We start from the raw sequence: 14,166 nt of genomic DNA, 5'->3' as shown, positions 1-14,166 counted from the left end.
ATATAATAGAGTTGATTAAGAATCATTCTCAATTATACGGATTTCGCTTCCGTTCACTATCCCACAAATGTGGGAGTTCGATATAATCCATTAAGGACTAGAGGGCTACTCAATGAATACCCATAAACAATTCATTCTAATAAAGAAACAAATCGTTAAGCTAGGTATGGTTACTGATTCTTCTCACAACTACCGTACTTCCTTGCTGTCTCTCTTACGTGAAGCAGTTCCCTTTGATGCTGCCTGCTGTACTCATGTTGATCCACAGACATTGCTTTCGACAGGTGCGGTTACTGAAGACAATGTAGAGTCCATTCATCCCCACTTGTTCCAGATCGAATACGGTGAGGATGATGTTAACACCTATGAGCAAATGGTTCATACCAAGCTCCTCGTCGCTACAATATATGAAGCAACTAAACAGCAACCCGAACGGAGTGCACGCTATCAAAAGGTTTTGTCTCCTGCAGGCTTTGGGGATGAACTACGTGCAGTCCTTATTCTTGGCGAATCTTGTTGGGGATATTTGACGCTGTACAGGAATGCAGATCAATCGGAATTCTTACAAGAGGAGTGTGATTGGATCACCTCACTCATCCCTTTGATTGCAGCCAGAATGCGGGCTTTCAGTCTTGAACTTCCGGAGAGAGATGAGACTTGGCTTGAGGATCATTATGGTTCCGGGATTGCAGTACTATCTGATGACTTGGCTCTTCTTTCCTCCAATCCCGCAGCGGATCGCTGGTTAGGCAAACTCCGCTCATTGGAAATGATCGAGGCTCATGTTCTACCTCGTCCAATCCGTGCTGTAAGCACGCAAGCGTTAAACAGCCCTTCCGAATCTATGGGGATAGCGAAGGCATGCATTCGTATGACTGAGGGGCCCTATTTAGTCGTTCGGGCAAGTCTTCTTAAGGCTTCCAACGGTCAGAACCAAATTGCCATTTCATTCGAACCCGCGCGTCCTGCTGACATGCTCCCCATCATTGCTGAAGCTTATGGTTTGACGGAACGTGAGCAACAGCTATTACACGGTGTAATTCGAGGATTATCCACTAAAGAATTGGCTTCTGCACTCCATATTTCTGCATACACCGTCCAAGATCATTTAAAATCTATTTTTAGCAAATCAGGTGTCAGCAGCCGTAGAGAACTTATTTGGTATTTGCATTCACGCTACAATATTGCTCAAGCTTGAGTAATACGAGATAAAGGATATACAAGTTGTATGTCCTTCTCTGTAATTAATCCTTCATATAACGAATGATTATGGTCTGCACCTACAATACACAAGATTCTTTTCTCTGAGTGGCCTTTTATGGCGTTTTTGATTCGTTGAATCATTATAAGATGTCTACACAACCATCTGAACTGATGTGCTTGCGGATTGATTCGTTCTAACCATTCATACTTCTGTCTTGTAATAGTGTCATATTCTAATGAATTAAAGGGGATTGCACTTGAATCCACTGTTGAAAGCTGTCTTTGAAACCATTGCTCTAACTCATATTCCAATTCTTTTCTCTGATCTTCTTTATAGCTATTAAAAGGATCAAAATCTGTCCAAACATCCAATTCAACCCAATCAATAGGGACAAATTCATAATTCTCTTCTTTACACAAAGGAAAAATGAGATCCCAATATTCACTTGCAGGTTCTCCCCAATATCCACGGTAATTACTGTCCTTCTTATAATGTTCCCAACTACTAGGAAGGACTTCTCCACAAATAATATCTGGATTAAACTCTAAAATTAAATCCTTTATGAACTCTAAAGAAAAATGATATTTTTGCCTAAGTTCATCATCGTGAACCACTCCTAAAATACCTACAATTGACACGAAAAATCCTCCTACCTTCAATTAATTCTAATATCATCTAATTTTACAATCGTCAAATTTGATAATATTACAATAGGAATATAATGTAAATCATTGTTTTAAAAAAATAGACTGAGCACCTATGAATAGAGGGCTCAATCTGTTTAAATGTAACATCTCACTAGTGCATTCGTTAATATTGCAAAGCAGCCAACCTTTAATGCGAAGCCGTATACTCTCCCAATTCAGAAGCCGGATCAAACTTTTCCTTACTCATCACAAATGCAGCCAGTAGAGCTATAACAGACGGAATAATTGCCCATGCAAAAGTGTGAACAAGCGATGAGGATAATCCCTCTGTAATCTTATCAAGTACTTCAGTAGGGATTTTCTCACGAGTATCCGGAGTCAAAATAGTACTTGGATCGCTTAAATTTACCCCTATAGGTGCCGCACCACCGCTACTGAACATGGATGTTAATTTATTCGAAAACAAATGACTTTGGATAATACCGAATACTGTTATGCCTAGTGTCATTCCAAGCTCCCTTGTAAAACTAAGTGTCGAACTTGCGGAACCACGCTGCCTTGCTGTAAATCCATGAATGGCTGCGTTACTTAGAACAGAGAATGAAGAACCTATTCCAAGACCTACTAGAAACATAAATATGGTGACCATGAACCGTGAAGAATCAGGTGTTAATGTGGTTAGCAAGGCGATACCTAAAACAAGCAGTATTAACGTCGATATCATGATGGCGCGATAATTGAACTTCGAGAGCTGGAATCCGCCCCCCGCTGCAGTGATAACGGAGCCGAGCATCATAGGAAGTAGAACAAGACCCGAATTCGTTGCTGAGCCGCCAAGCACCCCTTGAATGTAGATTGGAATGTACACCGAGGCTGTAATAAATGCTGCTCCACTAAATATAGCCATAACATTACTCGTAGAATAAAGACGATTCTTGAACATGCCGAAAGTAATGATGGGTTCTTCTGCACGACGTTCGATAAAAATAAATCCCACGATAAACACTACAAAAGCTAAGAACAATCCTAAAATCATAGCAGAGTCCCAAGCATATTTTTTACCACCCAGCTCAATCGCAAACATGAGACATAGGATGGAAGCTACAAGTGTAAACGCACCTAGGTAATCGATCTTTTCCTTGGAATGCTCAACAGACTCTTTGTAGAAGAAAGCAATCAAAAAGAAGGCAATAACACCTATAGGTAAGTTGATGTAAAAGACCCAAGACCAATGAATGTAATCCGCTATGTAAGCGCCAATAAGGGGTCCGAAAATACTTGATATACCATAAGCTGCTCCGAATAATCCACCGATCTTCCCCCGTTTTTCCGGAGCAACCACATCGAACATGATGGTGAACGCAATTGGAACTAGTGCTCCTCCACCAATACCCTGAATCGCACGATAAATACTCAGCTGAACTATAGAGTTTGCGGTACCACATAAAGCAGATCCGATCATAAATACAATAATTCCGAAAATAAAGAAACGCTTGCGGCCATACATATCCGATAATTTTCCGAAAATCGGCATTCCTGCCATCTCAGCTATCATATAAGCAGAAGTCACCCACATCAGTTTGTCAAAACCGCCAAGATCCCCTACGATTGTTCCCATTGCAGTTGCTAATATAGTGTTATCCATGGATGCCATAAGTGTGGCCAGCAATAGAGCCGCTATAATAATCCCTACATTATTTTTCTTCTCCAAGTTCTTTACCATTCTCTTTTGTTCCCTCCACTTTTCCTTAATTTCGAATTTAATCTTATCGTTATAAGATCGCACACCAACCTCTCTCTAAACTTCTTGATGCATTACCTTTTGCAAAACTTTAATAATTCCGATAAAATGAATTCAATTAATCGTACGTTCATCGAGTATCTTTATTGTCTAATATCTCGTTTATCAAGATATTAATATTTTAAAAGGAGGGCTCTCTTTTGTCAAGAGATCGACACAATCAAGTGAAAAATCAGCAAGAAAACTTCACCTTGCGTATGCGGGGTCTAGGAAGTCGAACGATACTATATCAGCAAAATGTGGCAGCTTCACTTGGGTTATATAATAATGATTATCTATCCATAGATATCCTCCATGAAAGAGGTCCCATCACCGCTGGTGAACTGTCCAAACTAACCGGACTGGCTACAGGCAGTGTTACGGCATTAATTGATCGACTTGAAAATAATGGTTTTGTTCGCAGACAAAATGACCCCAGTGACCGTCGTAAGGTAATTATTGTCCCTTTGTATGAAAATAATGAGGTCGGGAATGCCTACCTTCCCCTGCATGCCGAGATGCTTAAATTAGCTTCCACCTACTCGGATGAAGAGCTTGAACTTATTACACAATTTGTTGGCAAAGCAAGTGTGGTTCTGGAAGAGCAGATTCATCGTCTAAGCTCCGCAACAAACAATAATTCTTCCTCTTAAGCCTTAATTATTCATCAAAAAAGGACAATACCCATTGTCTAATTACAATGGGTATTGTCCTTTTTTTCTCACATTATTCGAATGTTACTTCGTATCTATGGAAATAGATAGCTTTCCATTGGATTCAATTAAAGAAATTTTGGCATTATCCGTCTGCCATACCCTACGAAAGTTTGTACCTTCGCCTTCTTTTTCTATATCTGCTGTGTTACCTTCACTCTTAGTCGTAAGCTCTCCAAGCTGTTGCGTTATCTCTTGCGTTAATTTTTCCTTGGTAGCTTCTTCAAAATGAATCGTCTCTCCAATCACTTTTCCAGTGTGATCATAGGAGACCTGAAGATTTGCTTCGTGATTCACAATCTTCTCGTTATATTCGCGGGATAAAAGAGTAGAATTCGTACCTTCATTACGATTAGGTGCGCCTTTGCCGAGAGCTTGGACAACTTGAGCATCCTCTTTTCCAATCAAAGTGGCAAGTTCCTCAAGGCTAAATCTTTCCTCAGCTCCACTTGGCACAACCGTTGGAGGTGGTAGCTGGGATTTATCTGCTACTGGTCTTGAGCATGCACTAAGTGCAAGGACCGTAAGCAGTAGCAAACAAGTTTGTTTTAATATCTTCATGGGTTTCATTCCCTTCATTGCTAGCTCTTGATGTATTTTTCACAATTTATTGAATGATTATGTATTGCTGGAGCCAAATTCGTCCAAAAAAGACGATATCCCATGAAGTCAAATGACTTTGAGATACCGTCCTACATCATGAATCTTGCAATTAAAGGGAAGCTGAGGATTGGCTAACCCAAGCCACTAATTGAGCCGTATCCACTGTATCCCCTTTTCGTAGTTTCAGTGTTTTTCTCTCCGGAGGGCCCTCGAATATCCCTTCTGGAAACTCAAGTTCATTCGTATTAAAAATAACAAAGCTTACTGCATCTTTCGAAGTTGAAATAGCTGCTGCGTACTTACCATTTTTCAAAAAATGAGGCTTCTTATACTGAATTCGTTCCTGTACATCTGGGATTGCTTGGTGAACAACCTCACGAAGATTAGTAGATAACTCCACCTGCCATGGTTCTTTTAATGCTTCAATAAAATCGATGACTTCTTGATTCATATTTTATCTCTCCTTTATGTACGTACCGGTTTAAAATAATATTGAATTAACTACGATGTTCCTAAGTTACACGCTGCCGCCCGATTCAGCAAAAGAATCCTTTCACGTTCATTCCCAGTCAAGGATGCGGCACGTTCAAACTCTGTACGAGCCTCATCATATCGACCCAGCTTCAGCAGAAGATCACCACGAACGCTGGGCAGCAGATGATATTCCCTCATAGATGGTTCAGTATTTAGCTCATCCACAATTTGCAGTCCAAAGGTTGGGCCGAACGCCATGGATATGGCGACCGCTCGGTTTAATTCGACAATTGGCGAAGGCATGACTCTCGAGAGCGCTTCGTACAGTGCAGAAATACGGATCCAGTCTGTCTCTGCTGCAGTAGTCGCCTGTGCATGACAAGCAGAAATCGCAGCCTGAAGCGAGTAAGGTCCCGGCGGACGACCAAGCTTTCGGCTACGCTCTAAAGCAGCCAGACCACGACGGATCAGTAATTGATCCCACTGTGCCCGGTTTTGATCCATTAGTAGAATAGGTTCCCCTTTGCTATTAACCCTCGTCCTAAAACGCGAGGATTGAATCTCCATAAGGGCGACCAGTCCATGAACCTCAGGTTCATAAGGGTTAATCTCAGCTAGTACCCGTCCTAATCTCAGCGCCTCCTGGCATAACAGCGGACGGATCCAATCCACTCCAGAGGTTGCAGAATATCCTTCATTAAACATTAGGTAAAGGACTTCAAGCACCGTAGACAAACGGTCTTTAAGCTCTTCTTGAACGGGTACCTCAAAAGGAACCTTGTTAGCACTTAGGGTTCTCTTCGCCCGAACAATTCGCTGAGCAATCGTTGATTCGGCGACTAGAAAAGAACGTGCGATTTCATCTGTCGTCAATCCACATAACAGTCGAAGGGTCAGGGCTACTCTGGCATCTTGTGACAACACCGGATGACAGGTCATAAAGATCAGACGAAGGAGATCGTCACTGATCTCCTCATCTAACGCATCATCTATGTCTACCTCAGTGTATAAATCCATGCTATGTGCAACCTCTACGTATTTCTGATCTCGAAGCTTGGTCCTGCGAATAAGATCAATCGCACGCCGTTTCGCGGTGGTCATCAGCCAAGCACCTGGATGATCTGGAATCCCCGTCTCTGGCCATCGATTAAGGGCAATTACTAATGCGTCCTGAGCAAGATCTTCTGCGAGACCTACGTCCCGTACCATGCGCGTTAAACCCGCAATGATTTTTGCCGATTCCATTCGCCATATTGTATCAATCGTTCGATGCGTATGGGAGAAACTCACGTTTGCTTATGCTCCTCAACCTGTTTACGAAGTGCTACTTCTTTCGCCAATGTTTCGGGATCGTCCATTAATTCCCCCGGCTCGAATACCTGCCTTAACTCAATCTCTCCTTGGCCAAATCCATGAGGGTCCGGCATACGTAAAGCCCATTCAATGGCTTCTTCTCTTGATTTGACCTCAATCAGCGTATATCCAGCGATCATTTCTTTAGCTTCTGTAAACGGACCATCCATAACTTTCGGTTTGCCGCCAGCTTCCGGATATGAAATTCGAATACCACTGGAACTCGGTTGCAATCCATCGCCTGCCAGCAACACACCTGCTTTCACCAATTCCTCATTATACTTCTGCATAGCATCAATCAGTTCTTGACTAGGCATAATTCCCGCCTCTGAATCTGTGGTAGCTTTAACAATCATCATAAATCTCATAGGTGTATCCCTCCTATTTTTAATTTCCCATAAAGAATGCAGTAAGCTCAGTTGAAATGATCCTTGTATTGAGTTTCTTCGTATGACCTAGCCCCTTTTTACTTAATAGTTTCGCATTAGGTAGTACTTTAGCTATTGCCTGAGCACCATGCCGTAAGCCAACAGGACTCTCCGTACCTTCGAGGACCAGCGTTGGAATGGTAACTGTGCTCCACAAGGTGGCAGGAAGCGGCTTTCCGTCCATATACCCATCCAATAAAACAGCATCATAGGGAAGAGTGTGCGCTACAGCCATTAGGTTAGACCATACACTTGGCATTAAGCGCATCAATTTAACAACAAACGCAGGTGCTCCCATACCTTTAGTCATAAAATACTTAATTGCCTCAGATCGGCGATTTGTAGCAATAAGCTCAGTAACATTCATTACGAAATCTAGGGGCGGCTTAGGATCCGAAGCATCGACAACAAATGGAGGCTCATGCAGAGCTGATTTTGTAATATTTGCTCCATCCGCTGCTGCTTGTAGAGCAAGAACTGCTCCAGAAGACAATCCCCAGACATATGCCGATCCTCCGGCCGCATTAATTATAGCCTGCAGATCTTCGATCTCACGAGCTATTGCGTATGGCTGAGTGTCTCCGCTATCGCCACGACCTCGTCGATCGTAATTGAAGACTGTGAAATTCTCAGACAACAGATCAGATAACTGTACTTGACCTGGGAATTTTCGGTAACTAAATGCACCTGTCACTAATATAAGTGCTGGCCCTTGACCCATTTTGTCATAGGCAATCTTAGTTCCGTCCATTGAAGTTACTAAATGCATTTCATCTCTCCTTCGCTTTAACGTCTGATATCCGGACTTCTATTTAAACGACGAACGGAAGATGATGAAATCGACACATTCCTAAAAATTTATTTCTTATGAGATAAATACTATATCCTACCATTTATTTCTTGCTCATCAAGTTAATATCCTTCTCCGAAGTTTTAAATTTTCACTATCCACAATATAAAAAAAGGGAAAAGTTCCGAAGAACTCCTCCCTCATACTATCGCTTAATGAATCGTCAGATTAAAACCGCTCTGAATATAATTCAGGTTGGGGTTAGCGATATTCGTAGTCGTCAGGTTGTTAAACGTTGCTGAACCATTGCCTGTATAGGTATAGATTGCCGAACCCTGATGTGGCCCTGAGAAACGTGAAGTAGTAATACCATCAAGCCCAGTACCATTAATATTGATGTTGTTAAACACGATATTCTCAAATCCACCACCATAACCGAACTGGATTGCATCGCGTTGTGTATTGATGATATCGATGTTGGTAAAGGTGACGTTCTTGATGGCATCATTCGATGCCTCTAAATCGATGGCTCCACGTTCTCCACCATACAGATCTTTACTGGTACCACTTGTGATAATCGTAGTATCTGAGAAAACAATGCCCGCATTATTCTGGAAATGGTAACCAGGGAAAACGGTGTTCATACGAATACCAGAACCACCTACAGTGTCGATGATGTAGTTGTGATCAGCCTTATGACCGCCGCCTCCAAAGAATGCTATGGCTGCTGCACGCCAGTTATTCTCAATCGTGTTGTAGGAGAATGTGTTATTTACACCCGCCGGAGCACCATTGGTGTTACTAGTCCATACTGCAAGACCATCGTCACCGTTATTTCTTACGTTGGTGTTTCGAACAATCGAATTGCTAGTGCCTTGGGAGTAGTTGATACCATCGGCAAGATTGTTCCGAATCCGGCTGTTTTCAACCACAAGCCCACTGGCATAAATAGCAGGTGTATGAGCATAGTCGCCTACCCACATGCCACATTCAAAATGTTCTACCCAGACATCATGGATAATTGAATTTGTACCAAAGTTATCCATAAATCCTTTGTAAATTGCATTTTGTCCATAACGGGATCGCAAATTCGAATTCATGTAAACATTACTAAAATCTAGCTTGCCGCTAATACGGAGTGAAATACCGCCTCCCGCCGCATTAGGATTAGTAAACTGGAGGTTCGTATGCCAGATTCCAGCACCTGTCACCGTAAAGTTGTTAATCATATTGCTGGCAGAACCAATTTCCCACATGCTGCTAAGATTAAATGTTCCGGCAGGAATATACATGCTCTTACCGCCTGCAACAGCTGCATTCACCGTTGCTTTAAAAGCTGCAAGGTCATCCTGACCATCATTTGCTACAGCACCATAATCTGTCACTGACACGGAGTTCGCCGGACGAGCGACTGCAGTAGGAACGGGTTCGATTTCGAGGAAATCAACACCATACTCCAAGCTATCTCCATTGTTCTTCTGAATACGGATGATATCTCCAGGCTGAAGGGGAGTATCCAATTTCCAGTGGACTTCGTCAAATCGGAAGAGCGGACGCCCAGCACTAGGAGTATCACCAGGCATATCGCCCGAAAAATACTGCCAGCTGTAGTAGGATGTCAACGATACCGTTTTGACTTTTACTCCATTCACATACACGTCAAGTGAACCATTCAGTCCCATACCATCCGAAGAGTCAGGCATAGTAAATCTCATAGTCACACCCGCGCCGCCTTGTCCTTGTCTGACTGTCCATCCCACGTTCGAGCCGTTTGTAGGAAGCGCTACATAACGCTGACCAGATGCTTCTGAAGCAATTAGTGCTTGATCAAACGTAGGTGCTGATTTCAACGTAGCACCACCACCGAGAGTAGCATCTTCGGTATCGTACCGACTATAAGGCATGCTTGCACCACGTAAAGCATAGACCACCAGATTAGTTGTGCTTATATTGTTTGATTGCTTCGCTGTTACCTCATTAGCATCCACTTCAACAGTAGTGGTTACAGTGTAATTACCGTTTACTGCTGTCCATGTCCCTGGAATCGTGACGTTAACGGAAGCTCCAGCAGCAAGGGTCCCGGAATAGGATCCATTAAATGCTTGAATCGTGGTACCCGCTGAGTTTTTAAGAGCTACAGTAACACCATGAGAACCGCTTGCAGAAGCAATGGTTCCTTGATTCTTGAGATTTACGGTAAAAGCTACTGTACTATTAGCCACTGGATTACTTGGTGTCCATGTAGTCACACCAACTAAGTCAGAGCTGGAGACTGGAGCGATAACAAGAGATGCCCCGTTCGTATAGCTGTTATTCCCTTCGTTCTGCTCGAAAATCACATTGTTCTCATCTACTTTAGCGCTGAGAGCATAGGTCGCAGCGGTTTTGGCTCCAGCGTTTAATGTCATTGAGGCTGTTGTTGATGCGCCTGCAGTTAATAAACCTACTGGAGCAGATCCAACGAGCTCATTGTTTAAGTAAAAGTTGACAGTGGTTGCTGCGGAGCTAGCATTACCGTTGTTCTTAACAACTGCATTTAATGTAATTGCACTTGTCTCGACAGGAGTAGTAGGTGACCAGGACATACCCGTTATCATTAGATCAGGGTTCGCCCCTGGTGTACCGAATACTTGAAACTCCGCGATTTGCCCAGCAGGAGCACCAGAGTTCGAAGTGATATTCAACTGCAGACGTTTAACCGTTGCCGTAACCGGGATGGTTACTGTGTTGCCCGAAGCTGGATTAAACGTATACGATTGAGCTGATACCAAATTACCGAAGGTAGTCGTGTCTTGATTGTGACCGAGCACCTGAATCGTTTGTGTGCGAGTACTCCATGCAGAGGCTGGATTCAGCTTCAAAACGATTGACGTAATATTGTGGTTCGCCCCTAAGTCGAGGGTGAGCGAACTCGGATAGCTGCCACCTTCCCAGTACGTGCTTGTGTCATTATCGTTCGCATTTGTTGCTACGAACGTTTGTGTACTGGAAGAAGCGGTAATCGTCTTGCCGACAGCAATATTGCTACCCGGTGCAGGTGTTGGTGTGACCGTCGGTGTTGGTGTGGTTGTTGGTGTTGGTGTTGGTGTTAGTGTTGGTGTGGCTGTCGGTGTCGGAGTAGGTGTTGCAGGTGGTGTTGTTGTCGTCGACGCTACAGTGATTTGGTCAAGGTTAACATTGCCAGAATCACCAGAATCATATTTATATGCGATGGTGTTGTTACCCGCATTTAGATTAAGAACTTCTACTTTAGTGCTCCATGAATCCCAATTTGGTAAGTTAGATAATGAGGTCTGGCCAATTTTAGCACCATTGACATAGACACTAATTGTCTTTGCACTGCCACTTGCATTAGCGTATTTCAATGTCACCTCACGACTACCTGCTGCTGGCACGTTAACCGTGAATGTCGTTGTTGCACCTTGTGTCAAATATCCATCCACGAAGCCCGCGCCGGAGTAACCGGCATGATCCGTGTTCACTTTAGCTCCTCCAGACAGTGAAGCAGATTCAGCTTCATAAGTGCCGGAAGGCGATGGAGTTGGAGTAGCAATAGGGCCACTAGCGCCGTAAATCTCGAATTCAGAGAGCTGAGCTGCCGGCCAACCTGTGTTGCTCATTACATTCAGACGAACATAACGCGTACTGGTTGAGGCAACGTCGATGGTAACACTGTTCCCTGCCACTGATGGATTGAATTCATAATTCGCAGAACCTACAATATTCGTGAATGTCGAACCGTTTGTGCTACCTTGAACAGCCAATGTTTGCGTCCGCGTCTCCCAGCCAGAAGGGAGCTTTAGAACGATTTGATCAATATTCGTATTTGCACCTAAATCGACTTGAATCCATTGCGGGAATGCATTATTCGTACTTTCCCAATACGTGCTTTGATTACTGTCTTTAACATTGTCAGGACTATAAGTTTGTGATTGACCGCTCGCAGTTACATTTTTGCCGAGTGTCAGGTTTGGTCCTCCGGAGGCTGAAACAAAATTAAGTGGGCCCGCAGCCAAGAATAAACTTGAAATCAGCATGGATACTACCAGCGACCATACAACATACTTGTTACGCATTTTAATTTTAATCCTCCTTAAATATGTTAGATTCTCAAAAATTCACGAACCTATCAGAGTGCTCAAATGGTAGCGTTTTCAATAGAGATCATCCAGAGCACATTAAAAAGAACCACACCCTCCCTTCACTTTCAGACACACTCATTATAGATAAATAGTAGCTCAAACTATAAGATGTAATTCTACGGAAAAGGTAAGTGATACCATTATCGCGAAACTATGCGATTTATGGAATCTATGACATCCGTTTAAAAATAAAAAAAGAGCCTGATTTATCAGGCCCGTACTTTGTCTTCACCTTTGGCAGGAGAGTTTAATAATACCACTCCTCCTACTATTAATACTATTCCGGCAAAAGTAAGAATACCAAATGGATCTCCCCACACGACAATACCCACAATTGCAGTTAGAACAGTACCTACACCCGACCAAATCGCATAAGCTAAGCTTAACGCTAATTCTCTAAGGCTTATGGATAAACTATAAAAAGCAATAATAAAACCAATAATAACCCCTATAGAAGGGAGTAATTGCGTGAATCCTTCTGACATTTTCAACATAGTAGTCCCTACGACTTCGCTAGCAATCGCTATACTTAGAGCAATATATCCTACATTTCTTTTCATGCTGCAGCCTCCAAATTCTAATGAGCCCCACCTGAGAGCTTCATAATGATTACACCACCAATAATAAGTAGTAGACCTAGTAATTTCTTACGATTAAAATTCTCCTTATAAATAACTACGCCAATTATAGCTGTCAAAGCTGTGCCCACCCCTGACCAAATCGCATAAGCTGTACCTAATGGAATTGTTTTTAACGCTAAAGAAAGACTATAAAATGCTAAGCCCATACCAAGGATCACGCCAATGGATGGGAATACCCTTTTAAACCCGTTAGACACTTTTAGCATTGAACTGCCAAATACCTCACAGATGATCGCTGTTGCAAGTAATACATATGAATTCAAAGATAACCTCTCCTTACTTCGTCATATTTATCAATTCTTGAATGACTTTCGTGCGTAATTCATCATCTAACACACCTAATCCGAACATTTCGGAATACCATAACCCATCTGCTGCCAACCTAATGATAGTGGAGCGTACAGGATCAATGCCATCGTTCTCTATGTTTTGTTGCCATGTTGCATATTGACTTTGAAATTTGTTAAGAATATCTGGATTTGTGAAAAGAGCAGCGAGAAGCGCGGTACCAATCTCTTTGCCCTCTTTAATATCATCATCCATGGCTTTAGTAATAGCACGACTCCACTTCCCTTTTTCAACCGTTTCGCTCATTGCTCTATCTTGAACATTGGTAAAAAAATGGTTCGTTAGATCTTCGACCATCCCTATGATCAAAGCTTCTTTATTTGGAAAATGGTGCAGTAGCCCGCCCTTACTGACCCCGGCTTCTTTAGCCACAGCTTCAAGCGTAAGCTTCTCTACTCCATTATTTTTAACAACTGTGGAAGCCGCCAATAAAATAGTTTTACGTTTAGAATTACTGTTCACATTGATCACCCCTGATATTTACTATACCGTCTGGACGGTTTTATTGTCAAATAAAAAATAAGCCTGCTAATCCAGGCTTACTAAACCATAATTAAATTAACTCTTTAATATACCAAGCATCACATGCGAAATGCTCTGAGCCAGCTAATGGGGCATCTAAAAGTTCGAAGCCGTTTTTCATATAAAAACGGTTAGCCGCATGCATGTTCTGTAATGTCTCCAAATAACATTTGTTGTAATATAGCTTGGCAAAATCCAGAGCCGTATTTAAGAGTTCGGAAGATATCCCTCTACCTCTAACAGACTGAGATAAGTACATTTTTTGCAACTCACATATGTCGCCCTCATTGCCGAAAGGCGCAATGCCACACCCGCCCAATATATTTCCATCTTCTTCTACAACCCAATAGGCCTGATTATCACTATGATTGTAATACTCATATAAATGATGCAGGCTGTCATCTTCCCACGCAAGCCCTGCCCTATTCCCGCCAAACTCAATCAGACAGCTCCTAATAATCTGTTCAATCGCACGATTATCGTTCTTATGTATTCTTCTGATGTTCATGATCAATCTGTCC

Annotated in this window: 14 protein-coding genes; 2 read left to right on the top strand and 12 right to left on the bottom strand. The window is 42.6% G+C overall.

Features of this window, described 5'->3' with window-relative positions:
• The first annotated feature begins 112 nt into the window (after positions 1-112).
• Positions 113-1,198, top strand: a complete 1,086-nt coding sequence (locus MKX41_RS07485) for a helix-turn-helix transcriptional regulator (protein WP_340969339.1) — start codon at positions 113-115, stop codon at positions 1,196-1,198.
• On the opposite strand, the gene MKX41_RS07480 is transcribed toward MKX41_RS07485, so the two are convergent.
• On the bottom strand, positions 1,189-1,842 hold the full coding sequence (locus MKX41_RS07480; protein WP_339248053.1) for a hypothetical protein: 654 nt from the start codon (positions 1,840-1,842) through the stop codon (positions 1,189-1,191). The genes MKX41_RS07485 and MKX41_RS07480 overlap by 10 nt on opposite strands.
• Positions 1,843-2,038: 196 nt before the next feature.
• Entirely contained in the window at positions 2,039-3,574 is a 1,536-nt protein-coding gene (locus MKX41_RS07475; RefSeq protein ID WP_340969337.1) for an MDR family MFS transporter, read from the bottom strand.
• A 275-nt stretch (positions 3,575-3,849) separates the two neighbouring features.
• Here MKX41_RS07475 and MKX41_RS07470 point away from each other — a divergent pair, with 275 nt between their 5' ends.
• Positions 3,850-4,284 carry a MarR family winged helix-turn-helix transcriptional regulator gene (locus MKX41_RS07470; RefSeq protein ID WP_340974838.1) on the top strand — a complete coding sequence of 145 codons (435 nt, stop codon included), beginning with the start codon at positions 3,850-3,852 and terminating at the stop codon, positions 4,282-4,284.
• Between the two features lie 84 nt (positions 4,285-4,368).
• Here the strand turns inward: MKX41_RS07470 and MKX41_RS07465 are convergent, their stop codons facing one another.
• From MKX41_RS07465 to MKX41_RS07420, 10 genes are all read right to left on the bottom strand, one after another.
• Complete coding sequence (locus MKX41_RS07465; protein ID WP_339248051.1) at positions 4,369-4,905, bottom strand: hypothetical protein; 537 nt, start codon at positions 4,903-4,905, stop codon at positions 4,369-4,371.
• Positions 4,906-5,056: 151 nt separating this feature from the next.
• Entirely contained in the window at positions 5,057-5,398 is a 342-nt protein-coding gene (locus MKX41_RS07460) for a DUF1801 domain-containing protein (RefSeq protein WP_076285765.1), read from the bottom strand.
• Between the two features lie 50 nt (positions 5,399-5,448).
• Positions 5,449-6,711, bottom strand: a complete 1,263-nt coding sequence (locus MKX41_RS07455) for an RNA polymerase sigma factor (RefSeq protein WP_340969336.1) — start codon at positions 6,709-6,711, stop codon at positions 5,449-5,451.
• A complete protein-coding gene (locus tag MKX41_RS07450; RefSeq protein WP_076285767.1) occupies positions 6,708-7,142 on the bottom strand; it encodes a YciI family protein in 435 nt (144 codons plus the stop codon). The genes MKX41_RS07455 and MKX41_RS07450 overlap by 4 nt, the downstream gene beginning before the upstream one ends.
• A gap of 19 nt (positions 7,143-7,161) precedes the next feature.
• Positions 7,162-7,971: an alpha/beta fold hydrolase gene (locus tag MKX41_RS07445; protein WP_340969334.1), complete on the bottom strand. Its 810-nt coding sequence runs from the start codon at positions 7,969-7,971 to the stop codon at positions 7,162-7,164.
• Between the two features lie 233 nt (positions 7,972-8,204).
• Positions 8,205-12,068: a discoidin domain-containing protein gene (locus MKX41_RS07440; RefSeq protein ID WP_340969332.1), complete on the bottom strand. Its 3,864-nt coding sequence runs from the start codon at positions 12,066-12,068 to the stop codon at positions 8,205-8,207.
• Between the two features lie 275 nt (positions 12,069-12,343).
• Entirely contained in the window at positions 12,344-12,694 is a 351-nt protein-coding gene (locus MKX41_RS07435) for a DMT family transporter (protein ID WP_340969331.1), read from the bottom strand.
• Between the two features lie 17 nt (positions 12,695-12,711).
• Positions 12,712-13,038: a DMT family transporter gene (locus MKX41_RS07430; RefSeq protein ID WP_042188043.1), complete on the bottom strand. Its 327-nt coding sequence runs from the start codon at positions 13,036-13,038 to the stop codon at positions 12,712-12,714.
• A gap of 13 nt (positions 13,039-13,051) precedes the next feature.
• Positions 13,052-13,585, bottom strand: coding sequence for a TetR/AcrR family transcriptional regulator (locus MKX41_RS07425; protein ID WP_052404282.1), 534 nt, complete (start codon positions 13,583-13,585; stop codon positions 13,052-13,054).
• 91 nt (positions 13,586-13,676) lie between these two features.
• Positions 13,677-14,153, bottom strand: a complete 477-nt coding sequence (locus MKX41_RS07420) for a GNAT family N-acetyltransferase (RefSeq protein ID WP_339248038.1) — start codon at positions 14,151-14,153, stop codon at positions 13,677-13,679.
• Positions 14,154-14,166: the final 13 nt, after the last annotated feature.

The sequence above is a fragment of the Paenibacillus sp. FSL R5-0475 genome (assembly GCF_038004585.1).
Classification (GTDB): Bacteria; Bacillota; Bacilli; order Paenibacillales; family Paenibacillaceae; genus Paenibacillus_AQ.
The sequence above is the reverse complement of the archived record's forward strand: the minus strand, read 5'-3'. Positions and strand labels throughout refer to the sequence as shown.

What these genes read in the sequence shown, in the direction of transcription:
- MKX41_RS07470 (WP_340974838.1), top strand. Translation starts at nt 3,850, where the DNA reads ATGCGGGGTCTAGGAAGTCGAACGATACTATATCAGCAAAATGTGGCA.
- MKX41_RS07485 (WP_340969339.1), top strand. Translation starts at nt 113, where the DNA reads ATGAATACCCATAAACAATTCATTCTAATAAAGAAACAAATCGTTAAG.
- MKX41_RS07460 (WP_076285765.1), bottom strand. Translation starts at nt 5,398, where the DNA reads ATGAATCAAGAAGTCATCGATTTTATTGAAGCATTAAAAGAACCATGG.
- MKX41_RS07450 (WP_076285767.1), bottom strand. Translation starts at nt 7,142, where the DNA reads ATGAGATTTATGATGATTGTTAAAGCTACCACAGATTCAGAGGCGGGA.
- MKX41_RS07420 (WP_339248038.1), bottom strand. Translation starts at nt 14,153, where the DNA reads ATGAACATCAGAAGAATACATAAGAACGATAATCGTGCGATTGAACAG.
- MKX41_RS07465 (WP_339248051.1), bottom strand. Translation starts at nt 4,905, where the DNA reads ATGAAGATATTAAAACAAACTTGTTTGCTACTGCTTACGGTCCTTGCA.
- MKX41_RS07440 (WP_340969332.1), bottom strand. Translation starts at nt 12,068, where the DNA reads ATGCGTAACAAGTATGTTGTATGGTCGCTGGTAGTATCCATGCTGATT.
- MKX41_RS07445 (WP_340969334.1), bottom strand. Translation starts at nt 7,971, where the DNA reads ATGCATTTAGTAACTTCAATGGACGGAACTAAGATTGCCTATGACAAA.
- MKX41_RS07475 (WP_340969337.1), bottom strand. Translation starts at nt 3,574, where the DNA reads ATGGTAAAGAACTTGGAGAAGAAAAATAATGTAGGGATTATTATAGCG.
- MKX41_RS07435 (WP_340969331.1), bottom strand. Translation starts at nt 12,694, where the DNA reads ATGAAAAGAAATGTAGGATATATTGCTCTAAGTATAGCGATTGCTAGC.